The sequence below is a fragment of the Streptomyces sp. NPDC101178 genome (assembly GCF_044767965.1).
In the GTDB taxonomy this organism is placed as follows: Bacteria; Actinomycetota; Actinomycetes; order Streptomycetales; family Streptomycetaceae; genus Streptomyces.
Genome location: NZ_JBIWOZ010000003.1, coordinates 461,219 through 488,088, shown reverse-complemented (window position 1 = coordinate 488,088; position 26,870 = coordinate 461,219). Strand labels below are relative to the sequence as shown.

Genomic DNA, 26,870 nt, shown 5'->3' with positions numbered 1-26,870 from the left:
ACGGGTGGGGGCCCAGTGACGGACATACCGCAGGGCAGGAGCGAGGCCGGCCGTCAGCGGACTCCCGGGCCGCCACGGGATTCCGGGCCATCACGGGATTCCGATCCCGGGTACGGCCCCGAAGCCGCCATCGCCGCCGCTGTCGTCCGCGTCAAGGGCCGGGACGGCGTTGTCGCGGGCGCGGGCTTCCTGGTCGCCGCCGATCTCGTCCTGACCTGCGCCCATGTGGTCTCCGACGCCCTCGACCGGCCCCGGGAGGAGGCCGTGGAGGCCGGGACCGAGGTGGCCGTCGATCTGCCGCTGGCCGGGGACGCCGGTGGCGCGTACGACGGTGGTGACCGTACCGCCGAAGTGCGGCGCTGGATCCCCGTCCAGCCCGACCGGACCGGCGACATGGCCCTCCTGCGGCTCCGGCAGCCGGTGCCCGGCGCCCGGCCGCTGCCCCTGGCCGACCCACCGCAGGGCGTCTGGCACCACGCCGCCCGGGCCGTCGGCTTCACCGACGACCATCCCGGCGGTGTCTGGCACAGCGGTACGTTCCGGGGGCCGACCGGAGAGGGGTGGGTGCAGCTCTCACGGGGCGACGGCGAGGGCATGTACGTCAGGCGGGGCTTCAGCGGCAGCCCGGTCTGGGACGACGAACTCGGCGCGGCCGTCGGGATGATGGTGGCCGCGGAGCCCGTACGCGATGCCCAGCAGGCGTTCGCCCTGCGGACCCGGACACTGGTGCGGGAGCTGCACGAGCTCGACGCCCTCGCCGCCCCGCCCAGCCCCTTCCGCGGCCTCGACCCCTTCCAGGAGGCGGACGCCGACGTCTTCTTCGGGCGGGACGCCGACGTCAGGAGAGTGGTCGACGAGCTGCGGGGCGACCGGCCGGCCGTCACCCTGTACGGGCCCTCCGGCTGCGGCAAGTCCTCGCTGGCGCTGGCCGGGGTGGTGCCGGTCATGCGGCGGGCCGGGTATGTGGTCCTGGTCGTCAACGCGGGGCACATCTCCTCCGTCCGCTCCGCGCTCGCCACGGAGCTGTACAAGCTGGCGGGAGCGAGGGGGGCCGAGGAGCCGGAGGAGCCGGGCGGGCAGCCGGAAGATCGGAGCGGGCAGCCGGAAGGGGCGGGCGAGGAACATCACCTGCGGAGCGCCGGGGAAGTGGCGACCGCGCTGGGGGAGATGGGGCTCGCCGACACCCTCCACCGCGCCCTGGGACGTACGGCCGGCCGGGTCCTCATCGTCCTCGACCAGGCCGAGGCCCTCCTGAGCCGCCACGCCGACGAGGTGGGCGACGCCGCCCGCCTGCTCCTGTCGAAGGAGATGCCGGACGGCGTCCGCGTACTGCTCACCCTCCGCGCCGACTTCGTGGACGCGGCGCTCAGCCACCCGGACCTGGGCAAGGCGTTGAAGGGCGGGTCCACCGTCCCGCTCACCCCGATGTCCCGGGAGCAGCTCGAGCAGGTGATCAGCGAGCCGATCGCACGCCTTCGGACCATCTCGTACGACCCCGGCCTCGAACAGCGCCTCCTGGACGACGCCGGGAACGAGCCCGGCGTCCTGCCCCTGCTCGGCTTCGTCCTCTCCCAGCTGTGGGAGCGGCGGGTCTCGGGTCGGCTCCGCCTCGCCACGTACGACGAGATCGGCGGGGTCTCCGGCGCCCTGGCGCGCCACGCGGAACAGGCCTGGCGGGAGTCCGTACGGCCCGAGGACGAGGCCGACGCGCTGCGGCTGCTCACCGGGCTCGTCCGCGTCCTGCCCGGCAGCGAGGCCCCCATGCGCCGCATGATCGCCCACGACGAGGCGGGCGAGGCCCGGTGGCGGATCGCCCGGTCACTGGCGACACGGCGGCTGCTGGTGCTGCACGGGGACGAGAACGCGCCGCAGACGGCCGAGCTCGCGCACGAGGCGCTCATCAGCGCCTGGCCGACGCTCGCCGAACAGGTGCGGACCGACAGCGACCTGCTGGCGGCCCGAGCGGAGCTGCGTCACGACCTCGACCGGTGGGAGAAGGCGGGGCGCCCGGCCGACCTGCTGCCCGGGGCCCTCCAGCTGGGCGCCCTGAGGGGGCGGCTGCGGGCCAGGGAAGCCGAACTGTCCCCGTCGGAGCGCGAGTTCATCGACCTCGCCGGAAAGCGCCATCGGGCCCGCCGGGCCCGCGTGCGGGCCGCGTGGGTCGCCGCCGTGCTCGTCCTCGCGCTCGTCGTCGGGCTCGGTACCTTCCTGGTCCAGGAGTCCCGGGTCAGCGCCGTACGGGAGGCGGAGGGACGGTCGCGGTCGTTGGCGACCCTCTCGGACGAGCTGGCGAAGCGGGATCCCGGTGGAGCGGCCCTGATCGCCATGGCGGCCCACGACCTCGCCCCGACCCAGGAGGCCCGGAACGCGCTGCTGCGGCGCTACGACCGCTTCGTGCAGGACCGGTGGGCGCTGTCGGGGACCGACACCCGGATGGACCAGGTGGCGACGAGTACGGACGGCCGGGTGGTCCTGGTGACGACCAAGGCCGGAGGTTCGACCAGCTCGGACGGGGGTGCCATGCTCTTCGTCCGGAGCGCCGACGCCCGGGTCGTACGCGTCCGCCTCCCTCTGGCCGAACAGGCCTTCTTCCCGATGGTGAGCAGGGACGGCCGCAGGGTCGCCTACCTGTCGACGAAGGACGGCGGTGCCCTGATCTGGCACGACGTGGACCCGACGGGCACCGACGAGGCGGCGGTGCTGGGCCGGGAGCGCAAGATCCTCGGCAAGGAGTTCGGCGATCCGGGGACGACGTTGTACCAGCGCCGCGGCCTCGCGGACTTCTCTCCCGACGGGCGCGAGGTCGTCACCGCGACCGGCGGAAAGGTACGGATCCGGGAACTGGCGACCGAGCGGACGCGCGAGCTGCCCGGGCGGCCGCCGGCCATCGACCGGGTGTGGTTCGGGACGGACGCGGACACCCTCGTGGCTCAGCGGCCTCCCGAGGCCGGGCAGGATTCCGGGACGGGCCCGCTGATGGCGGTCGACACCGGCACGGGACGGACACGCACGCTGGTGACCGGCGTCGGTACGTCGACGATCAGCAGTCTCGCCCTGTCGGGCAACGGCGCGGTGCTGGCCGTCTGCCGACAGGGGCCTGCGGGGGCCGGCATCACGTACGAGGCGGTGCGCGTGGCGGACGGGCAGGTGCTCCGGCGACACCGGCCCGGACAGTGGTCCAGCTCGTGCAAGGGCGTCGCGATCGACAGGACGGGAGACCACTTCGCGATGAGCACCGTGGGAGCCGCCTGGCATGTCGTCGGGACGCGCCCGGGAGCCACGGTGCGTGAGGCCGTAGGCCCCAGCACGTTCCCCCGGCTCGACGAGGACGGCCTGTCCCTCGTGGGAGATCCGGACGAGCCCGTGCTGATCGTCCCGGGCGAGACCGCGGTGACCGGCCGCCCCCTGACCTGGAACACCGTCAAAGCCGACGGTCCTCCCGCGCTGGTGGGTGGCGCGGCCCGGGGTGGGGGCGGCGAGACGGTGGTCCGGCTCGGGGAGGGTGGCGACCGGATGGGCGTCGTCCGCATGGACGCGGAGGGATCGACCGTCGTCAAGGAGGTGGAACGGCCGTCCAGGAGGGCATGGTCGGAGTACCTCCAGGGTCCGCCGCAGGTGAACCGCGGCCGGAGGGCGACCCTGGCCGCCGACCACATCGGCGCGAACAAGGTCCGGGTCTGGGAGCTCCCCTCCCTGCGGACGGCCACCGACATCGTCGCCGCGCCCGTTCCCGGGGACCAGATGGTACGGATCCTCTTCGGCCCCGGCGACGAGTTGCTGACCGTCTCCGGCTCCGTCGTCGAGCACTGGAACGCCCGGGACGGCCGGCGTCTCTCGAAACCCCTCGACGTCCGCGACCTGGGGTTCGCCGGGAAGAAGGAGGTGGAGTTCACCGTCTCCTTCCACCCCGAGCCGGGACACGTACAGATCCTGGTCGCCGGTGAACCGGCCATCCATGCCGTCTCGCTGCGCACGGGCGAGGAGAACACGAAGCTGAAGGTCGAGCTGGGGCCCGGCGTCAGCACCGCCGTGCTCGACCGGAGCGGCGATTTCGCCGTCGTACAGACCAAGGGATCCATGGTGGAGGTGTGGTCGGCAGGGCAGGAGGGGCGGGCCCCGCGCAGGGTGCTCGGTCCGGTCGGGCCGCTGGACCAGTTCGGCGACTTCCAGCACGGCTTCCGGGGAGACAGTTCGGAGTACTTCCTGGCCAACGGGGACTCCATACGGTTCCAGGACGTGGCGGACCCCGACCATCGCGGCGAGTCGTATGTGTTCGCGGAGGAGCAGAAGTTCCTGGCGGCGTCGCGGGACGGCAGGACGCTGCTCCGGCACATCGACAAGGAGGTGGTGAACATCCTCCACCTCGACCCGGAGCTCTGGAAGTCGGAACTCTGCGCCACGCTCGGCCGCGACCTCTCCCAGGACGAACGTCGGGGCTTCCCCGTCTGGCTGCCGGAACGGATCTGCCCGCCCGGCGGCCGCTAGGAGGTGTCCTGCCGGTCAGTCCTCCCCCGCTTCCCCGCCTTCTCCGGCTTCCCTGGCTTCCCCGACCTTCCCGGCTTCCCCGGCTTCCCCGGCGGTACGGGTCGCCCGGACCGCCTCCTCCGGATCCAGCCCGGTGCCTTTCTCGTACGCCACCGAGAACGCCGCCGGGCCCAGCGTGGTCCGGGCCGCCGCGGTGATGCGGTCGACGTCGGCGCGTTCGGCGGGGGGCAGCGGGGCTGCGGCGCGGCGGCGGGCGGATGCTGCCGCGCCCAGGAGGAGGGCCGCCCGGGTGGCCGCGGAGGTATGGGCGGGGAGGGCGGCGGCGCCGGCCAGACCTTCCAGGGAGAGGGCCAGGGCCCGGGGTTCGGCCAGGGCTCGGGCGGTCTCCAGGCCGGCCAGGTGGTGGGCCTCGGCCGTGTGCGCGTCGCCGCGCAGCTCGGCGACGAAGCCGAGTTCGGCCAGGAGGAGGTGGTCGCCCGCCTGGGAGGAGACGCCCGCGTAGCCGTCCCGGAGGTGCAGCAGGTGGGCCTCTGCGGCGTCGAGGTCGCCCGAGCGGCGGGCACCGAGGGCCAGGCCCATCTCGGAGTGGATCTCGCCGTACTTGTAGCCCTGTTCGGCGGCGATCCGGCGCGCCTGCTCGTGGAGGTCGCGCGCGCGGTCGAAGTCGCGGGCGAGCAGGGCGAGCCGGCCGAGGCCGGAGAGCCGCGCCGACACCTCCGCCTCCAGGCCCAACTCCCTCGCCATGAGCAGACCTTCGTGCTGACGGCGCTCGGCGTCCTCGTACGCGCCCTTGATCTCCGCGAGTGCGGCGAGCGGTGAGATCGTCTGCAACTCGCCCCAGCGGTCACCCAGTTCGTGGAAGATCCGGGCACTGCGGCTGCCGTCCCGGCCGAGGCCCGCCAGGTCGCCGCTGACCAGCGCGAGCGTCGCGCGCAGGCCGAGCGCGGCGGCGCTGCCCCACGGGTCGTCGGCGGCGGTGAACAGGGTGAGGGCACGGGTGTTCAGCTCGCCGCTGCCGGCCGCGTCGCCCGCGCTGAACAGGCCGTACGCGCAGAGCCAGAGCGCACGGGCCCGGCGCACGGGGTCGGCGATGGCCTCGGATGCGGGGGCGGGCCCGTGGCCGTCCGCCGTGGTGGCGGCCGCGGCTCCCGGGTCACCGGTGAGGAGCGTGAACGCTGCCTGGAGGAGGACGAGTTCAGGTGGGCCGTCCGTCACCGCCAGCACCACGGCCAGGCTGCGGCGGGCCTCGGTCAGACGGCCGCGCAGCAGCCACCACCAGGCCAGTGCGGTGGCCAGCCGGACCGCCTCCTCCGGCTCGCCCGCGCCCGCCCGGCGCACCGCCTCGTCGAGCGCGGTCCGCAGGTTGCCGGCCTCCGCGTCCAGCCGGGCCAGCCAGGGGCGCTGCCCGGCGCCGCGCAGCTGCGGCTCGGCCTCTTCGGCCAGGGCCCGGTAGTGGAGGAGATGGCGGTCCCGTACGGCGGCGAGGTCCTCCATCTCGTGGAGCCGCTCGGTCGCGTACGCGGCGACGGACTCCAGGAGGCGGTAGCGGGGGCCGGTCGGGCTCGCCGCCACGACCACCAGGGATCGGTCCACCAGCCGCGTGACCAGGTCGAGCACCTCGTCCCGGGCCACGCCGTCCCCCGCGCAGACCGCCTCGGCGCCCGCCAGGTCGCAGCCGTCGCTGTGGGCGGCGAGGCGGCGCAGGACGATGCGTTCGGGTGCGCTGAGCAGCTCCCAGCTCCAGTCGATCATCGCCCGCAGCGTCTGCTGGCGGGCCGGGGCGCCGCGCTGCCCGAAGGTCAGGACCCGGAAGCGGTCGTTGAGCCGTTCCGCCAACTCCCGCACCCCAAGAGCCCGTACGCGGGTGGCGGCGAGCTCCAGCGCGAGCGGGATGCCGTCGAGGCGGCGGCAGATCTCGGTGACCGCCCGGCGCTCGGGCTCCTCCGGTGCGTCCGGGTCGCGCGGGAAGCCGGGGGCGGATGCGGCGGCGCGGTCCATGAACAGCCTTACCGCGTCGGCGGGTTGCAGCGGGTCGACGAGGAACATCGCCTCGCCCGCGAGGCCGAGCGGCTCCTGGCCGGTGGCGAGGACCCGCAGGCCGGGGGCGGTGCGCAGGAGGAGCTCGGTGAGTTCGGCGGCGGCGTCGACGACGTGCTCGCAGTTGTCCAGGACGAGCAGGGTGCGCCGGTCGCGCAGGGCGGCGGCGAGGCGGTGCGGGAGGGAGGGCGTGGAGCTGCCGGTGCCGGGGAGTGCGCGCGGGGCGTCGTCGCGGATGCCGAGGGTGGCGGCGACGACCTGGGCGAGGTCGGCGGGGGTGCCGGAGCGGATGCCGGAGAACTCCACCAGCCAGGCTCCGTCGGCCAGTTCGCCCGCCCGGGCGCCGTCCCGCTCGGCGGTGGCCGCCGCCACGGCGAGGCGGGTCTTGCCGACGCCGCCAGGGCCGGTGAGGGTCACCAGCCGTGCCTCGGAGAGGAGTTGGAGCAGGTGGGCGAGGGCCTCGCTACGGCCTACGAGGGGGGTCAGGGGGGCCGGGAGGTTGGAGTGGAGCGGTGAGGTGGTGGGGGTGGTAGAGGGAGTGGGGGTGAGCGGCGCTGTGCCCGTGGAGCCGTGCGCCGGCGTCCGCGGGCCGTCCCCCGCCTCGTACGCCCCGGCGCTCAGCCCCGGCTCCTGCCGCAGCACCGCCCCGTGCAGCGCGGCCAGTTCAGGGCTCGGGTCGACCCCCAGCTCCTCCGCCAGGCGGGTGCGCAGGGACTCGTACGACGCCAAGGCCTCGCTCTGGCGGCCCGTCGCGTACAGGGCCCTCATACGGAGGGCGTGCAGGCGCTCCCGTAGGGGGTGGAGTGCGACGAGGCCGGCCAGCTCTGCGGCCAGGAGCGCGTGGTCGCCCGTCTCCAGGCGGGCCTCGGCCTGGTCCTCCAGCGCGGAGAGCCGCTGCTCCGCCAGGCGCTGGGCCGCCGGCCGTACGAAGAGGGCGTCGGCGAAGTCCGCGTACGCCGGTCCTCGCCACAGCTCCAGGGCCTCCGTCAGCAGCTCGGCCCGGGTGCGCGGGTCCTGGACGGGGCGGGCCCGGGCCACCAGGGTCAAAAAGCGTACGGCGTCCACCTCGTCGGCCGACTCGTCGAACCGCAGCCGGTAGCCGGGAGGCTGGCGCACCACGCGGTCGCGGCCGATGACCCGGCGCAGCTGCGAGACCTTGGCCTGGAGAGCGCCCGCCGGGTTGCCGGGAGGCGCGTCGGCCCACAGGTCGTGGATGAGCTGGTCGGCGGAGACCGGTCCTCCGCCGTTCGCGAGCAGATCCGCCAGCAGGGCCCGGACCTTGGCCTCCGGGACCTTGACCTGCCGCCCCTCGCCGTCCCACACCACCAGTGGCCCGAGCACCCCAAACCGCATAGGCGCCACCGTACAGGCCAGGGGAACCGGCCCCGGGGCGCCGGGCACCACCGCTCCGGACGCCGGGCGGCCCGAAGGTTTCCCGAAGGTTCTCCGAAGCGGCGGGGCGCAGAGTCGTGGCGAAGAGGAGCGGGAGGGGACCGGGAGGAGCGGCACCATGACCAAGTACGCGCGCCGGAAGGCCCTGGTCGTCGGTGAGGCCACCGGTATCGGCCTGGCCATCGCCAAGCGGCTCGTGGAGGGCGGTGCGAGCGTCCTGCTGACCGCCCGCACCGAAGAGGAGCGTGCCCGGGCGGTCGGTGAACTCGGCTCCGCCGCCCGCGTCGTCCCCCCGTCCTCGGTCGTGGGTCTGCTCGAAGCAGAGGCGGGTGTCCGAGGTGTCGATCTTCTTTTCGCCGATTCCCTCCCCACCGCCCGGCCCCTGCTGCCGCATCTCCGCGACGGCGGCGCGGTCGTGCTGACCGCGCCCGCCTCGTGCCCGGACGCCGTACGGGCGCTCGCCGCCGAGCTGGCCTTCCGCGGCGTCCGCGTCAACGCCGTGGCCCCGGGCTGTATCGAGGCGCCGGGCTCCGGCGCCGTACCCCTGCCTCCGCTGGGACGTCTCGGCGCCGCCGAGGAGGTGGCCCGCGCCGCGCTCTTCCTGGCCACGGAGGCGACGTTCACCACCGGCGCACGGCTCCCCGTCGACGGCGGCCTCGGCCGTCCATGAGCGGTCCCGACGCCGCCCGTACGCGGTCCCGGCCATCCGAGAAGCGTCCACCGTCCCCGCACCATCACCCCTTCCGATCGGAAACCTGGAGCACACCCCATGAGCACCGCACCCGACACGGCGTCCGCCTCCGCCGCGGCACCGGACCCCAAGGGCGGCGGCGAGGAAGCGCGGAAGCTCCCGCTCTTCGCCCTGCTGGCCCTCGCCACCGCCGTCTTCATCACCAGCCTCACCGAGACCCTCCCCGCCGGTCTGCTGCCGTCGATGAGCCAGGACCTGGGGGTCAGCGAGTCCGCCACCGGCCAGACGGTCACGGTCTACGCGATCGGCACCGCCCTCACCGCGATCCCGCTCACCGCCGCCACCGCGGGCTGGCAGCGTAAGAAGCTGCTGCTCACGGCCATGGCCGGGTTCGCTATCGCCAACACCGTGACCGCCGTGTCGTCCGTCTACGAGCTGACGATGGTCGCCCGGTTCGTCGCCGGTGTCGCGGCCGGTCTCGCCTGGGCCCTGCTCGCCGGGTACGCCCGCCGCCTCGCCCCCGTACACCTCCAGGGCAAGGCGATGGCCATCGCCATGGCCGGTATCCCCGTCGCGCTCTCCCTCGGTGTGCCCGCCGGTACGTTCCTCGGCGAGTGGCTTGGCTGGCGCGCGGCGTTCCTGTCGATGACCGGGCTCACGGTCGCGCTGCTGGTGTGGATCTTCGCCGGCGTACCGGACTTCCCCGGCCAGGCCCGCGGCGAGCGGCCGAAGCTGCTGCGCACGCTGACCATCCCGGGCGTCTCGCCGGTCCTCTTCGTCACGCTGGTCTTCGTGCTGGCGCACACCATCCTGTACGCGTACATCGCCACGTACCTCAAGGACCTCGGGCTCGGCGGGCACACCGGCCTGATCCTGCTGGTCTTCGGCGCCGCCTCACTGGCCAGCATCTGGATCGTCGGCGCGCAGATCAACCGCCGGCTGCGCGGTCTCACCGTCGGCGGCGCGCTGCTGGTCGCCGTCGCCTCGCTGCTCCTGGCCGTCCTCTCCGACACGACCGCGCTCGTCTATGTGGCCGCGGTGCTGTGGGGTCTGGGCTGGGGCGGTGTGCCCACGCTGCTGCAGACCGCCGTCGGTGACGCGGGCGGCGAGTCGGCGGACGCGGCGCAGGCGATGCTCGTCACGCTCTGGAACGTCGCGATGGCCGGCGGCGGCATCGTCGGCGGCATCCTGCTGGACACCCTCGGCAGCGAGTCCTTCCCGTGGACGGTCGTGCTGCTCCTGCTGCCGGTGATCGCGGTGGTGCTCTACGCCAGGAAGGCCGGATTCCCCGCCCACCGGCCGTCCGAGGAGGAGAAGGCGGCGGAGGCAGGGGCGGAGACCGAGCCCAAGGCCGGAGTTCCCGCGGTCTGACCACCCGACGACCCGACTGCCGGAGGCCACCCCTCCCCCGTCCTCCGGCGGTCGCCCCTCTCCTGCGAAGCCCCGCCCCGGCGGTACGGCAGTCCCCTCACCGGGACACCGACTCCGAACTCCGTGCACAGCACCTCGCTGGGGTCATGTTCATGATTTGTTGACACTTCACCGGAGGGCCCGACGGCACCGCTCCACCACTGGTGGAGCCCGGTCGTCCACCTCCGCACGCCCCTCGCAGACGCGCAGCCGAGGGGCGTTTTCGCAGGTCAGGCCCCGAACTTGCAAAATAGACGGCCGACCCGGGCAAACTCCGGCCCGAGCGGTACTTTCACCTCGTACTGATGTGCCATGTATCCACCCGGGTGCGAGCGGTGACGAGTATCGAGGGGGCGTAGCGTTACATGTCGTCAAGTGAGGTGCGCGCGGCGGTGCCGGGCGACGGCGCGTACATGCGGACGTTCATGGACGAGATCTTCCCGGCGTTCCAGCGGCCGGAGCAGCGCCGCTGGGCCCAGACGTACCTCTGGGCCCTGCTCCATGTGTCGGGGAAGAAGACACCGCGCCGCATGGCCCTGGCGAAGCCCTTGCCCTCGGCTGCGGCACACGGTCTCCACCAGTTCATCAACGCCAGCCCGTGGGACTGGAATCCGGTACGCCGACGGCTCGCCCGACGGGTCGCCGCGCGGACGACCCCGGACGCCTGGACCGTCGCCGAACTCATCATCCCCAAGCGCGGCGAACACTCGGTCGGTGTGCACCGGCGTATCGATCCCGCCACCGGACGGACCGTCAACTGCCAGCGGGCGCTGGTCTTCTTCCTCTCCTCGGGCGCCCAGTGCTATCCGGTGGACTGGAGCCTCGTGCTCGGCGGCGCGTGGGACTTCGACCGGGAGCGCAGGCGCCGTGCGCGCATCCCCGGATCCGAGGCCGGGCGCACGCCCGCCGACCATGTGATCGGGTACGCCGCCGGGGCCGCCGCGCAGCCACGGCTCGCGGGGCTGCCGTGGGTGCTGGACCTGACCCGGTGCGACCACGCGGCGGGGGTCCTCGCCGGGCTCGGGCGGCTGCGCGCCGACGTGGTGTGCGAGGTGCCGCCGGACCATCCGGTGCTCCTCACCGGGCAGCACACGCCCGCCGTGACCACGGTGAGCGCGCTCATGGAGGTACGGCACGCCCGGCAGACCCACGTCCTGCTCCGGCAGACGCCCGACGGCCGCGTCCGGCCCGTACCCGTCCACGCGTACGCGGGCACGGTGGGAGCGCCGCGGCCGGCTGGGGGCGACGACGTGGGCGTACGCCCGTACCGCATCCTGGAGAGACCCGATCCGGACGGCCGGCAACCGGCCCGGTACTGGCTCACCACCCTCACCGACCTGCGCGTGGAGGACATCCTCCGGCTGGCGCGCAGCCACGCGGCGGCCCTCTCGGCCGTGACGACGCTCGGCCGGCGGTTCGGCGTCCTCGACTTCGAGGGCCGCTCCTTCCCCGGCTGGCACCACCACATGACCATGGCCTCGGCCGCCTACGTCTTCCAGCGCCTCTCCGGAGCCCCGGCCGCCGCGCTCGCCGGCGCTCCGCACTGACCCGTGCGGGCACTCCCGACCGACGTGACGGCCAAGGAAGAGGCAGGGGTGGGACACATGAGACGGGTACTCGTGGTGGAGCAGGACACCTCCGCCGCAGCGGCCATGGTGAGCGATCTGCGGCGGCAGGGATTCACCGCCGGCAGCGTCTCCACGGGGGAACGCGCGCTCCGCGTCCACGGCGACGCGGATCTGGTGCTGTTCTCCCTGGAACTGCCGGATATCGACGGACTGGAATTGTGCCGGTCCCTGCGCAACGACGGTGATACGGCACTCATCGCGGTCACCGAAGCCGATGCCGAACTGGAGCGGGTTCTGGTTCTGCACGCCGGGGCCGACGACTGTGTGGTGAAAAGCTGGGGATTCCGGGAAGTGGGAGCCCGGATCGAGGCGGTACTGCGCCGTGCCCATCCCCGGCAGATGCTTCCCGCCGCCATTTCCCTGCGCGATCTCCATATCGATCCGCGGCGGCAGGAAGTCCGCCTCGGCGGGCGGCTCATCGGCGTCACATCGAAGGAGTTCGAGCTGCTCTACGCGCTGGCCGCCACACCGGAGACGGTGGTCACGCGGAAGGAGCTGATGGCCCGGGTCTGGGGCAGCAACTGGGGCCACACCAGCCGGACCATCGACACGCATGTGAGCAGCCTGCGGGCGAAACTCGGCTCCGGCGGCTGGATCATCACGGTCCGTGGCGTCGGCTACCGCATGGGGTACGCCTGGCAGATGCCGGAGACGACCGCGGGCTGAGCGGACCCGGTGGCGGCATGACCTGGAGGGCGCGCGCCCGGGAACGCCGGGCCCCGTGCCCCCTCACACCGCCGCCCCCTCCAGCCGGCGCAGCAGCGGATGGTCCGCCCGGCCCGCCTCGCCCACCGCCCGCCGCGCCCACCACGCCGAGGCGAGGTTCGACGTCAGCAGCGTGCGGGCCGGGTCGGTGCGGGCCAGTTCGGTGAGGGCGGCGAGCGTGCCCATGCCCGTACCCGTGAAGAGCAGGGCCGTGCCGGCGGGCAGCTCCCGCTCCCGTATCCGCCGCAGGATGGCCCCGGTCGTCACCTCGTAGGGGTCGAAGCGCGCGGTCCCGCCCGGGCTCGCGGCCTCCTCCGCCGGGACGAGCACCACGCCGTCGACGGTGAGCCCGGCCCGCTCCCAGAAGGCGCGGGAGGTGTCGGTCAGCCACGGTTCGTACGGGGAGACGAGGGTGAGGCGCTCTGTCCCCAGCGCCTCGCAGGCCGCCAGGATCGCCTGCGTGGAGGACTGCACCGGCGAGCCGGCGCGCTCGGACAGCGCGTCGCAGAAGGCCCGGTCGCCGGCCGGCTCCAGCAGGTAGTGCGAGGCGCTGCACGCCACCACGGTCGCGTCCAGGCGCAGCCCGCCGAAGCTGCCGAGCAGGGCCGGGAGCACCTCGTTGTACGTCTCCAGCATCGCCCGCAGTCCGGCGCCCGGTGTCACCGGGAAACGGGAGGTGTACACATTCATTCCGGCGCCGAGCAGCTGGTTGAACTCGGGTTCCGCCGTGGGATTTTCCGGTGGCACGACGACCCCTAGCCGGGGCAGCGAGAAGAGATCCATGAACAGCACCGTAGGGCGTACGTCACAACAACGGGTTTATTACGTCCGCTATTTGGCGTGCCCGCACACCACCCTTGCACTCCTTTTCCTTCCTGACATTCCTTGACACTCCGCCACACAGCCCTGACACGGCGGATATTGCCCCTTCCGGCCAGGCGCCGAAAGATATGAGTCAACGAAATACGGCCCTGGAAGAGGAGCGGATCACATGACAGCAGAAGGCCCCGAGAAGCTGGAGAGGCCACCCCGGATATCGGACGCGACCCTGCGGGACTCCGCCCATATGGCAGGCGTCGAATTCGGCCCCGAGGACGCCGCCGCCATCGCGGACCTGCTGGTGCGGACGGGCGTCGAGCTCGTCGAGGTGGGCATGGTCTCCGGACCGGACTCCAAGGACGCCGATCTCGTCCTCGCCACGCACGAGGCGGTCACCGCAGAGCGCAGCATGACGCTCGTCGTCGTCCGCGACCGCCGCCAGGTGGCCCGCGCGCTGGACGAGGCCGAGCGGCTCGGCGTACGGCACATCATGTACTCCATCCCCACCTCCGAGCAGCACGCACAGCTGAAGCTGGACTCGGCGAGCCCGAAGTTCCTCCAGGCTCTGGCGCGTTCGGCGATCCAGCAGGCGAAGGAGCGCGGCTTCCACGTCACGTTCAGCGGCGAGGACGGCGCCCGTACGCCACGGGAGCGGCTCGTGCCGTATGTGGAGGCGGGGTTCGCCGCGGGGGCCGACCGGTTCCGGCTGGCGGAGACCGTCGCGTACCTCTCGCCGTGGCAGATGGAGGAGGTCATCGCGGACCTCACCGCGATCGACGGCTCCGAGATCGAGATCCACTCGCACAACATGCTGGGCATGGCCGTCGCCAACTCCCTCGCCGCCGTGCGGGCGGGCGCCCAGTGGATCTCCGCGACCGTCGGCGGCATCGGTGAGCGCGGCGGCAACGCGCCGCTGGCCGAGCTGCTCACCTCACTGCGCGTCATCCACGGCGACACCCGCTTCGACCTGACCCACCTCACCGAACTGTCCCGGATCGCGCTGCGCGGCGCGGGCCTCGGGGAGGCGTTCCAGTCCGGGCCGACCACGCCGCACGCCTTCGCGTACGAGCTGCCGGGCCAGCTGAGCCACCCGCACGCGTACGAGACACTGCCCGCCGAACTCGTCGGCAACCGGCGCGAGTTGCGCGTCCGCTCCCGTCTCACCACCGCGCTGGTCCGCTGGGCCCTGGCCGATTCCGGCCTGGAGGTCGACGTCGACGCCTTCACGCCGTGGCTGGCCGAGCGGCAGGAGCGGGACGGCCGCCCGCTGCTGGACCGGGACACGATCCGCAAGGCCGCCATCGACTTCCGTCCCGTACCCGCGTAACCCACCTCACCCCTCTACGGAGTTCACGATGTCCACTGCCACCCTGACCGGCGTATGCCCCGAGTGCGAGACCGACCTGACCGTCCCCCCGGTCACCCTCGGCGAGACGCTCTCCTGCCCCGAGTGCATCCTGACCCTCCGCGTCGAGGCCGTCGAGAACGGCCGGCTGACGCTGGAGATGGTCGAGGTGCAGCTGCGCGACTGGGGCCAGTGAGATGGGCGCACCCCGCCCCGGCGCGTCCCATCCCGGCGCGCCCGTCGCCTCCGTCGCTCTCGTCGCGGACCGGATCGCCTGGGAGGAACGGCTGCTCATCGAGGCGGCCCCCGCCTTCGGCCTCCGTATCGACTGGGTCAACGACGAGGCCCTCTCGCTCGGCCACCCGGACGCCCCGGCCATCAAGGGGTACGACACGCTCCTCATCCGGAGCCGCAGCTACACGCGCGGCGGCCTCATCGCCAGCCTCGCAGAGGCGGCCGGCGTCCCCACGCTGAACACCGCCCGGGCCATCCACGCCTGCGAGAACAAGGCCGTACTGCGCGCCCTGCTCCAGACGGCGGGCGTGCCGGTCCCCGACCACCGGCTCGTCCTCTCCCGCAAGGACTTCGACAAGGCGCTGGCGGACCTGCCGCTGCCGCTCGTCCTCAAGCCGGTCTTCGGCGGCATGGGCAAGCGGGTCACGCTGATCCGGCACGCCGACACCGCGCACTCCGTGTACGACTACATCGAGGACCTGGCCCACGCCTTCGAGCAGGCCAGCGTGGTGGAGCCGTACCTCGGCGGCAGCTCGGTGCGGTGCCTGGTCGTCGGGCGGGAGCTGATCGGGGCGGCGGAGTTCGAGAGCGGCGGCAGCGACTGGCGCAACAACGCGGCGCTCGGCAACAAGAACCGCGCCATCGCCCACGATCCCGATGTCGTGAAGACCGTCGACGGTGTGGTGGACGTGCTCGGCCCCGGCATCTACGGCGTCGACCTCTTCGCCACCCCGGACGGCTACGTCGTCAACGAGGTCAACCACGCCCCCGGCTTCCGGGCCGTGGCCTCCGCCACCGGAGCGGACATCCCTTCGGCCATCGGCCGTTATGTGCAGGAGCTACTCGCATGATCCGTGCAGGAGTCGTCGGCGCCTCCGGGCTCGCCGGCGGCGAACTCATCCGCCTCATCACCCAGCACCCCGACCTCGAACTCACTTTCCTGGGCGGCTCCTCCAACATCGGCCGCCGCCCCTCCGAGCTCCACCCCGGCCTCCGCAACGACCAGGGGCTGACCATCCAGCCGGTCACCGAAGAGGTGGCGAACCAGGTCGACGTCCTCTTCCTCGCCACACCGGCGCCGGTCTCGGCCGAGCTGGCCTCGCTGCTCGCGGACCGCGTCCCGGCGATCGTCGACCTCAGCGGCGCGTTCCGCATCCGTACGCCGGAGCTGCACGACCGCTGGTACCCGAAGGTCAAGCGCCGCACCGACCTGGCCGACCGATTCGTCTACGGCGTACCGGAGTTGATCGGCGACCAGCTGGCGGACGCCGCCCTCATCTCGCTGCCCGGCTGCTACGCCACCGCGATCACCCTGGGCCTGGCGCCGCTCACGCTCGGCCTCGGGCTCGACCTGAAGACGGTGGTGGTGGACGGCAAGAGCGGGTCCAGCGGCGGTGGTGTCCAGCTGCGCACCTCGGACCTGCACCCGTTCCGGGCCGGTGCCATCGCGCCGTACTCCCCGACCGGCCACCGGCACGCCGCCGAGGTCGGTGACTTCCTGGAGCGGAGCAAGCCCGGCACCATCGGGAACCTGACCATGTCGGCGTACGGCGTCCCCAACGTACGCGGGCTGCTGACCAGTTCGTACGTGTTCACCGACGAGCAGGTCGACCAGCGCGAGCTGAACCGGGCCTACCTGCGCTTCTACAAGGGGCGCCCGTTCGTCCGGGTGCGGCGGCACAACGAGACGCTGATCCCGGTGCCCGACCCGCAGGTGGTGCTCGGCTCCAACTACGCCGATGTGACCGTCCTGCTCGACGAGGACGGCGGCCGGATCGTCGTGCTCGCCGCGCTCGACAACCTGGTCAAGGGGGCGGCGGGACAGGCCGTGCAGGTGACGAACCTGCGGTTCGGGCTGCCGGAGGAGACGGGGCTGACGCAGCAGCCGGTGATGCCGGCATGAGCGCATCGCCTGCCGTTCCCACGGTGGTCAAGCTCGGCGGCAGCTGCCTGGACGGCCTCGACTCCACCTGGTGGGACGATCTGGCCCGGCACGGCCGGGAGCGGCCGCTGGTCCTCGTGCACGGCTGGTCCAAGCCGCTGAAGCGGCTCGACCCGCGCTACAGCGAACCGTCCGCGATCCTGCGCGACCGGTACGGCAACCAGAGCCGGTGGACGACTCCCGAGGTCATCGACGACATCAAGACGGTCAGCGCCGTGCTGGCCGAGGACGTCCTCGCGCGGCTGGAGGGCCGGGGCATCACCGCCGAGCGGCTCATCGGCAGCGACGGCCTGGTCGGCGCGGGCGACGGCGAGCGCTGGTGGTGGCGGGAGAAGCAGCTCGTCGAGCTGGAGAACCTCGTCGGCCCGATCACCGGCGTCGACCCGGCCCCGCTCAAGAACCTCCAGCCGGGCCACGCCTACCTGGTCACGCCGCTCGCCCGGAACGCGGCCGGCCAGGAGGTCAACACCGACGCCGACCGGGCCGCCGCCGCGATCGCCGGGGCCACCGGCGCGTCCGACCTGGTCCTGGTCACCGACGTCGGCCATCTGCTCATCGACGGCAGGCCGGTCCGCCGGATCAGCGCCGAGGACGCCGCCGCCTTCCGCGACAAGGGCGCGAAGGGCGGGATGCGCAAGAAGCTGCGCGCGGCCGGCGAGGCCCTGGAGCGCGGAGTGGACCGGGTCGTCATCGGCAGCGCCGCCGTCACGGAGCTGCTGGACGGCACGACGGGCACGCTGATCACCGATGCACATGCCTCCGGGGAAGGAGCGGGCGCATGAGCAGGTCCCGCGTACTGGTCGTCAACAACGGCACACTCTCGCTGAAACAAATCCGCGCCAGATTCGAGGAGTTGGGGTCGGACACGGAAGCTGTCGACGCGGCCTCCGTCCCCGCCCGGCTGAACGGCCGCTATCAGGCGATCGTGCTGAGCGGCACCAAGGTGCGCGCGTACGACAGTGAGTTCTACCAGCCCCTGATCGACCTGGTGACGACAGCGGACGTACCGGTCTTCGGTATCTGCGGCGGCATGCAGATCCTCGCCGTCGCGGCCGGCGGCGAACTCGCCGAGGGCCCGCAGCGGGTCGGCGGATACGAGGTGCAGGTGGACACCGAGGAACCGCTCTTCACCTACGTGAAGCCCACGGTCACCGTCTTCCACCGGCACACGCTCTACCTCCGGGCGGCCCCGGCGGGCTACCGCTCGATCGGCCGCTCGGAGCACGCGCCCGTGGAGTTCCTGCGCTCGGACGACGGCCGGATCCACGGCGCCCAGGCCCACCTGGAGTTCCGCAAGGACGGCCTGGAGATCCTGCGCGGCTTCGCGCAGCTCTACCAGTGACCGAGGCCGTCACCGGGCCCACAACCGACCCCTTCGTACAGAACGAGGACTTCGCCATGAGCGCAGCAGGAGCAGCAGTACCGGAAGAACCGCAGGACCCCGCCCTCACCGTCCACCTCAACGGCAGCGGCGGCGCCATCAAGGGCTGGGTGGTCATCGACACGCTCGTCGACGGCCTGGCGATGGGCGGCACCCGGATGACCACCGGGGTGAGCGAGGAGGAGGTCGCGGGCCTGGCCCGGGACATGACCGAGAAGTTCACCCTGGCCGGTCTCCGCATCGGCGGCGCCAAGGCCGGGATCGTGGCCGACGGGACGAACTCCGAGGGCGCGGCGCGTGAGGAGACCTTCCGCACCTTCGGCCGTACGGTGAAGCCGCTCCTGCACGGCGGTATCCACCTCGGCATCGACATGGGCGTCACACCTGCCGACCGGGCGGTCTTCTTCGCGGAGGCGGCGTACGACCCGCGCTACCGGCTCGGCGCCCCGGACATGCCGATCGACTGGCGCACGTACTACGAGCCCCTGATCGACGCCACCGGTCACGGCGTCGGCGTCGCGGCGGTCACCGCGCTGGAGGCGAGCGGTCGCACCGGGCCGGCCCGGGTCGTGGTGCAGGGGTTCGGCGCGGTGGGCCGGGCGGTCGCGCGGTTCCTGGAGGACCGGGGTCACATCGTCGTCGGCATCGCGGACATCCAGGGCACGATCAGCGCGGACCGGCTGCCGGTGGCCGAACTGGTCGCCATCACCGATCAGTTCGGTGCCATCGACCGGACCCGGCTGCCGCAGGACGTGAAGCTCTCCGGTGAGCCGGACGCCTGGCTCGACGTGGACGCGGACATCCTGATCCTGGCCGCGCAGAAGTACGCGATCAACGCCGAGAACGCCCACCGCCTGCGGGCCGGCCTGGTGGTGGAGGGCGCCAACCTCGCCTCCAGCGCAGCCGCCAAGGAGAAGGTGGCCGCCTCCGGGGCCGGTCTGGTGCCGGGCGTGATCGCCAACATCGGCGGCGCCGCGTCCGCCGCCCTGGCCGTGACCCGGGTCGTCCCGTTCGACCTGGAGGCACAGGCCCGTAAGGCGTGGGTCTTCGACTGGGTCGGCGACCGGGTCCGGCAGAACACCCGGGACCTGCTGGAGATCGCGGCCTCCCGCGCGGGCGACCCGCTGCCGGAGCTGCTCGCGGTCCGCCGCGAGGAGCGCGGATGAGTACGGCGGCGAAGCAGCGACCGGCGCCTGTGGGGACGGCTGCGGGGACGGCCGTCTCGGAGGAGCGCGCCGCCGAGTACCGTCGCCGGGGCTGGTGGCGGCCGGAGACCTTCCTCGACGACCTGCACCGCCAGGCGCGCGAGCGGCCGCACCGGCTCGCCATCGCGGGCCGGCGGGTCGCGGAGTCCCGTACGGACACCCTCACCTACGCCGAACTGGACCGGCTCACCGACCGGTTCGCCCTGGCGCTGCTCGAACTCGGTGTCAAGCGAGGGGACTTCGTCGCCGTACAGCTGCCCAACCGATGGGAGATGGTGCCGCTGATCTTCGCCTCCATCCGGGTCGGCGCGGTCATCATCCCGATCTCGCCCATCTGCACGGAGGTCGAGCTGCGCCACCGCCTCTCCCTCACGGAGGCCCGGGTGTGCATCACGCTCCCGGAGTGGTCGGGCACCCCGCTGGCGGAGATCGCCACCGGCCTGCTGAAGGAACTCCCCACCTTGCAACACGTGTTGGTGGTGGACGGGCCACGGCTTCCCGAAGGCGCGCGTCCGTTCCACGAGCACTTCGTGGCCGAGGCGCGGGAGGAGCGGGACGGCGCGGCGGCCCGGCTGGAGGGCTTGGCGCTCGGTGCGGACGACCCGTTCGTGGTGCTGTTCACCTCCGGTACGACCGGGCTGTCCAAAGGCGTGCTGCACAGCCAGAACACGGTCCACTCGGCCGTACGCGGATACGTCGACGCGTTCGGCGCCGCCGATGGTGAGGGCCCGGAGTGGGTGGCGGCCGTCTCCACGCCGCTGGTGCACTACTCGGGCTTCGCCCAGGGGGTGTTGGCCGGCGTCCTGCTCGGCGGGACCGTCGCCTTCCAGGACGTACGCCGCAACGAGGCCCTGCTCGACCTGGTCGAGCGGTACGGCGCGACCCTGCTCTACGGGCCGCCCGCCACGCTCGCCGACGTGGCCGCGTCCCAGCGGGCCGAGCGGCGGGACACCAGCACGCTGCGCCATGTGGTGATCGGCTCGGCGCCGGTGCTGCGGGAGCTGGCCGACGAGGTCCACGAGACGCTCGGCGCCCGCGCCCACTCGCTCTGGGGCATGTCGGAGAACGGCCCGGTGACCACCACCCGGCCCGAGGACCCGGAGGGCTGGTCGGCGCGGAGCAACGGCCGCGCGATCGACGCGATGGAGACCCGGATCGAGGTGTCGGAGGCGTACGGGACGCCGTCGGCCGAGGGTTCCGTCGGCCGGCTCAAGGTGCGCGGCGCGTCGCTCGCGCTCGGGTACCACCGGCGGCCGGAGGCGTTCGCGGCCGAGCTGGACGAGGACGGCTGGTTCGACACCGGCGACCTGGCCCGGGACGACGGCCGGGGCGGGATCCGGATCATCGGCCGGGCGCGGGACGCGGTCCTGCGGGACGGCCGGGTGGCGCCGATGACGGAGCTGGAGGCGGTGATCGGCAGCCATCCGAGGGCCGAGGAGGCCGCGCTGGTGGGCCTGGAACCCTCAGGCGGGCCGGACGGTGTGATCGTCGCCGTGGTCGTGCCGCGCGGCGGCCGGGGACCGACGCTGGACGAGGTACGGGCCCGGGTCACGGCGGCGGGCCACGACACCCGCTTCCTGCCGGACCGGCTGGAGCTCGTCCCCGCACTCCCGAAGACCCTCACCGGCAAGGTCCGCAAGGCCGAGCTGCGCGAGCGGTACGCGCCGGAGACCTCCGCCTGACCCCGTACCCGTACACCTACCGAGTTCTGGAGCTGTCATGCCCGAACCCCCACCCGCCTCGCCCGTCCCCATGTCCGCGACCCTCGCCGCCGACGAGGCCCTGGCCCGCCGCCGCGCGGCCGGGGAGCGGGTGCTGTCGATGGCCAGCGGCGAGATCGGCCTGCCCGTGCTGCCTGCCCTCAGGGACCGGCTCGCGGCGGCGGCCGGCGAGAACGCCTACGGCCCCGTCGCCGGCAGCCCGGCCCTGCGCACCGCCGTCGCCGGGTACTGGGAGCGGCGCGGCCTGGCCGTCGAACCGGGGCTCGTCGTGGCGGGGCCGGGCAGCAAGTCGCTGCTCTTCGCGCTGCTCCTGGCCATCGGCGGGGACGTCATCGTGCCGGTCCCGAGCTGGGTGAGTTACGCGGCCCAGGCCCGGCTGGCCGGGGCGCGGCCCCTGCCCGTACCGATCCTGCCGGGACAGGGCGGGGTGCCGGATCCGGCGCGGCTGCGCGAGGCGGTGGCCGACGCGCGGGCGTCCGGGCAGAACCCGCGCGCGGTGGTCGTGACCGTGCCGGACAACCCCACCGGAACGGTCGCATCGGCTGCCACCGTAGGGGAGTTGGCGGCGGCGGCCCGCGAACTCGACCTGGTCGTCGTCTCCGACGAGATCTACCGCGACCTGGTCTACGACAGCTCCGAACCGGCCGTCTCCCCCGCTCTCCACGCTCCCGAGCGGACCGTCGTGACGACCGGGCTCACCAAGAACCTGGCGCTCGGCGGCTGGCGTACGGGCGTGGCCCGGCTGCCCGACAGCGAGCTGGGGCGCGCCCTGCACACCCGGCTGGTGGCGGTCGCCAGCCAGATCTGGTCGAGCCCGCCCGCGCCGGTGCAGACAGCGGCCGCGTACGCGTTCGGCGAGCCGCCGGAGGTCCTCGCGCGCATCGCGGCGAGCCGGCGGCTGCACGAGAGGGTGGTGCGCGCGGTCGCCGCCCGCTTCACCGCCGTCGGCGCGGAGCTGTCACCCGTCGCCGCCACCTGCTACCTCTACCCGGACTTCGAGCCGCTCCGGGACCACCTGGCGGCGGCGCACGGCGTGCACGACGGCGACGGACTGGCCGCGCTGTTCTCGGAGCGGTACGGGGTCGGCGTGCTGCCCGCCACCGCGTTCGGCGAGCCCGGCCGCCCGCTGCGCATCCGCGCGGCGACCAGCCACTTCTACGGCGAAACGGACGAGGAGCGCACGGCGGCCCTGGAGTCGGCGGAGGCGGCCGATCCGCTCGCCCTGCCGTGGATACGGGAGTCCGTCGACCGGGTCGGCGAGGTCCTGGCCGACCTCGCGGCCGCGCCGGTCGCCGCTCTCGCCCCGCACGCCTGATGTCACCCGACCCACCTGCGTACACCTGCTGATACCTCCACCTGCTGATACGTCCACCTGCCGATACGTCCACCTGCTGAAGGAGCCACCGATGCCCCACTCCCACCTCCCCGTCCTCTTCGAGGCCCTCCACCACGGCGAACGCCATGTCGGCTTCGGCCGTCCCGAGGACGGCGCCGAGCAGACCCTGTACCGGGTGGAGGACGGCCAGGTCGCCGCCGCCTTCATCGCCACCGACGGCTCGGAGGAGGCGCTGCGGACCGCGCTCACCGAGGGCGCGGCGACGGTCACCGTGACCGCCGGTGACCCGGAGCTGCGCCTGCTGCCGCCGCTGCTTCCGCAGGCCGCCGGCAACGCGCTGCTGAGCGGTTTCATGGGCACGCACAAGAAGAAGTGGGGCGGCGAAACAGCCCCGGAGGACGGTGAGTTCACGCCACCGAAGTGGTTCTTCAAGGGGTTCGGCGACTGGGTACGGCTGCCCGGCGAGGACCTGAACGTGCCGGCGCGGCCGGTCGCCCTCATCGAGGAGCCGGAGGTGGCCCTCGTCTACGTGAACGACGCCGACGGCACCCCGCACTACGCCGGCTACACCTTCGGCAACGACCTGTGCGACATCGGCCTGCACCGCCAGGACCCGGGCTACAACCCGTACTGCAAGCTGTGCGACACCGCCCTCACTCCGTGGCTCTTCCTCGGCCCGCCGCCGCGCACGGTGACCGGCCGGGTCACCATCGTCCGGGACGGCGCGACGGCCTGGGAGGGCCCGTTCGACTGCGGCGACGACGCGCTCTACTACCGGATCCAGGACATGGCGGACCACTTGTTCACCTTCCCTGCGGTACGGCGGCCCGGCCTCGTCAACTACGTGCTGCTGGGGGCCGACGAGGCGAGCTTCCACGACGGGTTCCGGATCGCCGACGGCGACCGGATCGCCATCGATGTGAAGAGCCACGGGGTCGCCTTCGAGAACCGTGTGCGGTACGTCGCGCCGGCCCCGTCCACCACTCCGGCGGCCGCGCCGGCTCCTGTCGCGACGGCATGAACAGCTCGTGAAGTAGGGCCGCCCGACCTGTGCAGAGGACACCGGTCACAGGCACGCTCTGAGAACCACCACTTCAACTCGTCCCGCCGACGCCGGACTTCACCGAACCTCACCTAACTTCACCGAACTACGCAGGACCTCGCAGGACTTCGCAGGAGGAGACCGCACCGTGCCCGCCGCCACCGCCAAGAAACAGGTGCATCTCGCAGCGCAGCTGCCCGGCATCCACAACGTGACCGTCTGGTCGGATCCGCGCTCCGGGAGCCAGATAGCCATCGACTCCTTCATCCGGCTCGCGCAGACCGTCGAACGCGGCAAGTTCGACTTCTTCTTCCTCGCCGAAGGGCTGCGGCTGCGCGAGCACAAGGGGCAGGTCTACGACCTGGACATCGCGGGACGTCCGGAGAACCTGACCGTGCTCAGCGCCCTGGCCGCCGTCACCACGCACCTGGGCCTGGCCGCCACGGTGAACGCGACGTTCAACGAGCCGTACGAGGTGGCGCGCCGGTTCGCCACCCTGGACCGGCTCAGCGGCGGGCGGGCCGCCTGGAACGTGGTGACCAGCTACGACGCCTTCACCGGCGAGAACTTCCGCCGGGGCGGCTTCCTCCCGGAGGCCGACCGCTACACCCGGGCCGCCGAATTCCTCACCACGGCGAGGGAGTTGTGGGACAGCTGGTCCGGCACAGACCTCCGGGCGGACGCCGCGTCGGGCGAGTTCATCACCGCCGGCGCCGGCCGCTTCGCCCATCGGGGCCGGCACTTCGACATCTCCGGCCGGTTCACCACTCCGCCGGGTCCGCAGGGCCACCCGGTGATCATCCAGTCCGGCGAGTCCGACGCGGGCCGGGAGTTCGCCGCGTCCGACGCCGAGGTCATCTTCAGCAAGCACAACCGGATCGACGTGGCGCGGGAGTTCTACCGGGACGTGAAGCGGCGCCTGGCCACGTACGGCCGAAGCCCCGACGATCTGCTGATCCTTCCCACCGCCAACGCGGTCGTCGCGGACACTGACGAGGAGGCGGCGGCCTACGCGGAGGAGATCAGCCGCGAGCTGGTCAGCCCGCAGACCGCGATCGCCCACCTGGAGGCGGTCTGGGGCCGTGACCTGTCCGCGTACGACCCGGACGGGCCGCTGCCCGACATCGAGCCCGAGGACGACGCCCACTTCCTGAAAGGGCACTCCGTCTTCCGCAAGGGCCGGGCGGAGACGGCCCGGCAGTGGCGCAAGCTCGCCGAGGAGCGGAACTTCTCCATCCGGGAGCTGGTCATCGAGGTGGGCGGCCGCCAGACGTTCGTCGGCAGCCCGCAGACGGTCGCCGACGCCATCGACGACTACGTGCAGACCGGGGGCGCCGACGGCTTCGTCCTCGTCCCGCACCTCACGCCGGGCGGCCTGGACGACTTCGTGGACCGGGTGGTGCCGATCCTCCAGGAGAAGGGCGTCCACCGCGACGAGTACACCGGCACCACGCTCCGGGACCACCTGGGCCTGACCACCGCACCCCGCCCGGCCGACTGGGGCGGCCCCGGCCGACCCCTGCGCACCGGACGCGACACCGAGGAGACCTCCGCATGACCGGCACGACGGGCGCCTCCGCCACCCCCCTCCACCTGGCCGTCGCGCTCGACGGCGCCGGGTGGCATCCGGCCGCCTGGCGTGAGGAGGGCGCCCGGCCCGGGGAGCTGCTCGACGCCGCGTACTGGGCCGACCTGGTCGCCGAGGCCGAGCGCGGCCTGCTCGACTTCGTCACCTTCGAGGACGCGCTCGGCCTCCAGTCCGCCGCCTTCCACCTCCCCGACGACCGCACCGACCAGGTCAGAGGCAGCATCGACGCGGTGCTGCTCGCGGCCCACCTCGCCCCGCTCACCACGCACATCGGTCTGGTCCCGACCACCAACGTCACCCACACCGAACCGTTCCACCTCGCCATCGGCATCGCCACGCTCGACCACGCGAGCCGGGGCCGGGCCGGCTGGCGCCCGCAGATAGCGTCCCGGGCCGCCGACGCCGCGCACTTCGGCCGCCGCACCACACCCCAGCTCACCGAGGACGACGTGACCGACTCGGAGGCGATCTCCCGGCCGCTGCGGGCGCTCTTCGCGGAGGGCGCCGAGGTGGTGGAGGCGGCCCGGCAGCTCTGGGACAGCTGGGAGGACGGAGCGGAGATACGGGACGCGGCGACGGGCCGCTTCCTGGATCGCGAGAAGGTCCACCACATCGACTTCCAGGGCAGCGACTTCAGCGTGAAGGGCCCGTCCATCACCCCGCGCCCCCCTCAGGGCCAGCCACTGGTGGTGAGCCTCGCGCACGCCACCACGCCGTACGAGTTCGCCGCGCTCAGCTCCGACGTCGTCGCCATCACCCCGCACGACCGGGCGGGCACCGCGTCGATCCTCGCCCAGGTCGCCGAGGCGGTGGAGCGCACCGGCCGGGACGTGAGCGAGCGGCCCCTGCGCACCTTCGCGGACCTCATCGTCCTCCTGGACGACGAACCGGGCGCCGCCGCCCGCCGCAAGGCCCGCCTGGACGAGGCGGCCGGAGCCGAACTCGCCTCGGACGCCGAGATCTTCACCGGCACCCCCGCCGAACTGGCCGACCTCCTCCTCGACCGGCACTCCACCGGCCTGGACGGCTTCCGCCTCCGCCCGGCCACGCTGCCGCACGACCTCACGGCGATCACCCGGGGCCTGGTCCCGGAGCTGCAGCGGCGCGGAGTGTTCCGTACGGAGTACGCGTCCACCACCCTGCGCGGCCACCTCGGCCTGGCCCGCCCCACCAGCCGCTACGCGCAGGCGGGTTGAGCTCGCGGCGCCGAGGTCCCGGGGGCCCGGCCACTCGTGGTCAGGCCCCCGTCGTCGACCCAGGGCGGACGATCATCAGCACGACGACCGTCGCCCAGAGCAGGTTGAACATCCCGGTGGTCATGGCGAGCCGGGCCGCCGCCGACCGCCGCTCGGCCACCGTGAGAGCGCCCGCGCCCGCCTCCGTACCGGCAAAGCCCTCCCCCGCCCCCGTACCTGCGGGCGCATCTCCAGCTCCCATACCGGCGGGCGCCTCTCCCGCGCCCTCCTCCAGCAGCTCGCGCTGCCCCGGCAGGACCATGGCCATCAGCAGAGCGGCGGCGATCGTCGTCAGCACGATCGACGCCACCAGCCAGGCATCGCCCAGCACCCCCATCTGCGCCCCGGTGGCGAAGCCGAGGACGGGGACGGCGATGCCGACCACCGCGTACCCCCGGCAGATCTTGTGCAGGAAAGCGGCCGTCCGGAGGTCGTGGTCGTGCGGTCCGCCGTCGCCGGGCGCGGGCGGCTTGGCGTAGCGGGGAAACATCGAGGCGGCGACCGTGATCGGCCCGACCGCCAGGATCGACGCCAGAACGTGCAGCGAGAGCAGGAACTTGGTCACGGAGGAGTCCCTTCGAGGGGTGTTGCATTGGCTGCCAACATATGGGTGACCGCCCCAGGAATAGCACGGATCGAGCCTCCATAGGTAGGCGGCCTACACATTCGGCCGG

Annotated in this window: 20 protein-coding genes; 17 read left to right on the top strand and 3 right to left on the bottom strand. The window is 73.1% G+C overall.

Annotation, left to right across the window (positions count from 1 at the left end; translation table 11 throughout):
* The first annotated feature begins 15 nt into the window (after nt 1–15).
* Nucleotides 16–4,485 carry a trypsin-like peptidase domain-containing protein gene (locus ACIRR8_RS10675; protein ID WP_404061761.1) on the top strand — a complete coding sequence of 1,490 codons (4,470 nt, stop codon included), beginning with the start codon at nt 16–18 and terminating at the stop codon, nt 4,483–4,485.
* 15 nt (nt 4,486–4,500) lie between these two features.
* Here ACIRR8_RS10675 and ACIRR8_RS10670 read toward each other — a convergent pair whose 3' ends face one another.
* Nucleotides 4,501–7,875, bottom strand: coding sequence for a BTAD domain-containing putative transcriptional regulator (locus ACIRR8_RS10670; protein WP_404061758.1), 3,375 nt, complete (start codon nt 7,873–7,875; stop codon nt 4,501–4,503).
* A gap of 157 nt (nt 7,876–8,032) precedes the next feature.
* Here ACIRR8_RS10670 and ACIRR8_RS10665 point away from each other — a divergent pair, with 157 nt between their 5' ends.
* The 4 genes from ACIRR8_RS10665 (at nt 8,033) to ACIRR8_RS10650 (ending at nt 12,309) form a co-directional block, all read left to right on the top strand.
* Nucleotides 8,033–8,584, top strand: coding sequence for an SDR family NAD(P)-dependent oxidoreductase (locus ACIRR8_RS10665; protein WP_404061755.1), 552 nt, complete (start codon nt 8,033–8,035; stop codon nt 8,582–8,584).
* A 99-nt stretch (nt 8,585–8,683) separates the two neighbouring features.
* A complete protein-coding gene (locus ACIRR8_RS10660) occupies nt 8,684–9,976 on the top strand; it encodes an MFS transporter (RefSeq protein WP_404061752.1) in 1,293 nt (430 codons plus the stop codon).
* Nucleotides 9,977–10,380: 404 nt separating this feature from the next.
* Nucleotides 10,381–11,562, top strand: coding sequence for a transposase (locus ACIRR8_RS10655; protein WP_404061749.1), 1,182 nt, complete (start codon nt 10,381–10,383; stop codon nt 11,560–11,562).
* A 57-nt stretch (nt 11,563–11,619) separates the two neighbouring features.
* Nucleotides 11,620–12,309, top strand: coding sequence for a response regulator transcription factor (locus ACIRR8_RS10650; RefSeq protein ID WP_404061746.1), 690 nt, complete (start codon nt 11,620–11,622; stop codon nt 12,307–12,309).
* 63 nt (nt 12,310–12,372) lie between these two features.
* Here ACIRR8_RS10650 and ACIRR8_RS10645 read toward each other — a convergent pair whose 3' ends face one another.
* The gene (locus tag ACIRR8_RS10645) at nt 12,373–13,131 is read right to left on the bottom strand and encodes an arylmalonate decarboxylase (protein ID WP_404061743.1); all 759 of its coding nucleotides are present in this window, start codon (nt 13,129–13,131) and stop codon (nt 12,373–12,375) included.
* Between the two features lie 208 nt (nt 13,132–13,339).
* On the opposite strand from ACIRR8_RS10645, the gene ACIRR8_RS10640 reads away from it, so the two are divergent.
* The 12 genes from ACIRR8_RS10640 to ACIRR8_RS10585 all read left to right on the top strand — a co-directional run bounded on the left by ACIRR8_RS10640 (nt 13,340) and on the right by ACIRR8_RS10585 (nt 26,157).
* Nucleotides 13,340–14,494 (top strand): isopropylmalate synthase, encoded by a 1,155-nt coding sequence (locus tag ACIRR8_RS10640; RefSeq protein WP_404061741.1) that lies wholly within the window; start codon nt 13,340–13,342, stop codon nt 14,492–14,494.
* Nucleotides 14,495–14,522: 28 nt separating this feature from the next.
* A complete protein-coding gene (locus ACIRR8_RS10635) occupies nt 14,523–14,708 on the top strand; it encodes a lysine biosynthesis protein LysW (RefSeq protein ID WP_404061738.1) in 186 nt (61 codons plus the stop codon).
* 1 nt (nt 14,709) lies between these two features.
* A complete protein-coding gene (locus ACIRR8_RS10630) occupies nt 14,710–15,597 on the top strand; it encodes a RimK family alpha-L-glutamate ligase (RefSeq protein WP_404061736.1) in 888 nt (295 codons plus the stop codon).
* Entirely contained in the window at nt 15,594–16,649 is a 1,056-nt protein-coding gene (gene argC / locus ACIRR8_RS10625; protein ID WP_404061733.1) for an N-acetyl-gamma-glutamyl-phosphate reductase, read from the top strand. The genes ACIRR8_RS10630 and argC overlap by 4 nt, the downstream gene beginning before the upstream one ends.
* Nucleotides 16,646–17,470: an acetylglutamate kinase gene (locus ACIRR8_RS10620; protein WP_404061731.1), complete on the top strand. Its 825-nt coding sequence runs from the start codon at nt 16,646–16,648 to the stop codon at nt 17,468–17,470. Before argC ends, ACIRR8_RS10620 begins: the two co-directional genes overlap by 4 nt.
* Nucleotides 17,467–18,030, top strand: a complete 564-nt coding sequence (locus tag ACIRR8_RS10615) for a type 1 glutamine amidotransferase (RefSeq protein ID WP_404061728.1) — start codon at nt 17,467–17,469, stop codon at nt 18,028–18,030. The genes ACIRR8_RS10620 and ACIRR8_RS10615 overlap by 4 nt, the downstream gene beginning before the upstream one ends.
* A 56-nt stretch (nt 18,031–18,086) precedes the next feature.
* Nucleotides 18,087–19,235 (top strand): Glu/Leu/Phe/Val dehydrogenase dimerization domain-containing protein, encoded by a 1,149-nt coding sequence (locus ACIRR8_RS10610; RefSeq protein ID WP_404061725.1) that lies wholly within the window; start codon nt 18,087–18,089, stop codon nt 19,233–19,235.
* On the top strand, nt 19,232–20,956 hold the full coding sequence (locus ACIRR8_RS10605) for an AMP-binding protein (protein WP_404061722.1): 1,725 nt from the start codon (nt 19,232–19,234) through the stop codon (nt 20,954–20,956). Before ACIRR8_RS10610 ends, ACIRR8_RS10605 begins: the two co-directional genes overlap by 4 nt.
* A 37-nt stretch (nt 20,957–20,993) precedes the next feature.
* Nucleotides 20,994–22,310: a pyridoxal phosphate-dependent aminotransferase gene (locus ACIRR8_RS10600; protein ID WP_404061719.1), complete on the top strand. Its 1,317-nt coding sequence runs from the start codon at nt 20,994–20,996 to the stop codon at nt 22,308–22,310.
* A 91-nt stretch (nt 22,311–22,401) separates the two neighbouring features.
* The gene (locus ACIRR8_RS10595; RefSeq protein ID WP_404061716.1) at nt 22,402–23,352 is read left to right on the top strand and encodes a fumarylacetoacetate (FAA) hydrolase; all 951 of its coding nucleotides are present in this window, start codon (nt 22,402–22,404) and stop codon (nt 23,350–23,352) included.
* 169 nt (nt 23,353–23,521) lie between these two features.
* Nucleotides 23,522–24,931 (top strand): NtaA/DmoA family FMN-dependent monooxygenase, encoded by a 1,410-nt coding sequence (locus tag ACIRR8_RS10590; RefSeq protein ID WP_404061714.1) that lies wholly within the window; start codon nt 23,522–23,524, stop codon nt 24,929–24,931.
* On the top strand, nt 24,928–26,157 hold the full coding sequence (locus tag ACIRR8_RS10585) for an LLM class flavin-dependent oxidoreductase (RefSeq protein ID WP_404061711.1): 1,230 nt from the start codon (nt 24,928–24,930) through the stop codon (nt 26,155–26,157). Before ACIRR8_RS10590 ends, ACIRR8_RS10585 begins: the two co-directional genes overlap by 4 nt.
* 40 nt (nt 26,158–26,197) lie before the next feature.
* Here the strand turns inward: ACIRR8_RS10585 and ACIRR8_RS10580 are convergent, their stop codons facing one another.
* Nucleotides 26,198–26,761 carry a hypothetical protein gene (locus tag ACIRR8_RS10580; protein ID WP_404061709.1) on the bottom strand — a complete coding sequence of 188 codons (564 nt, stop codon included), beginning with the start codon at nt 26,759–26,761 and terminating at the stop codon, nt 26,198–26,200.
* Between the last annotated feature and the right edge of the window lie 109 nt (nt 26,762–26,870).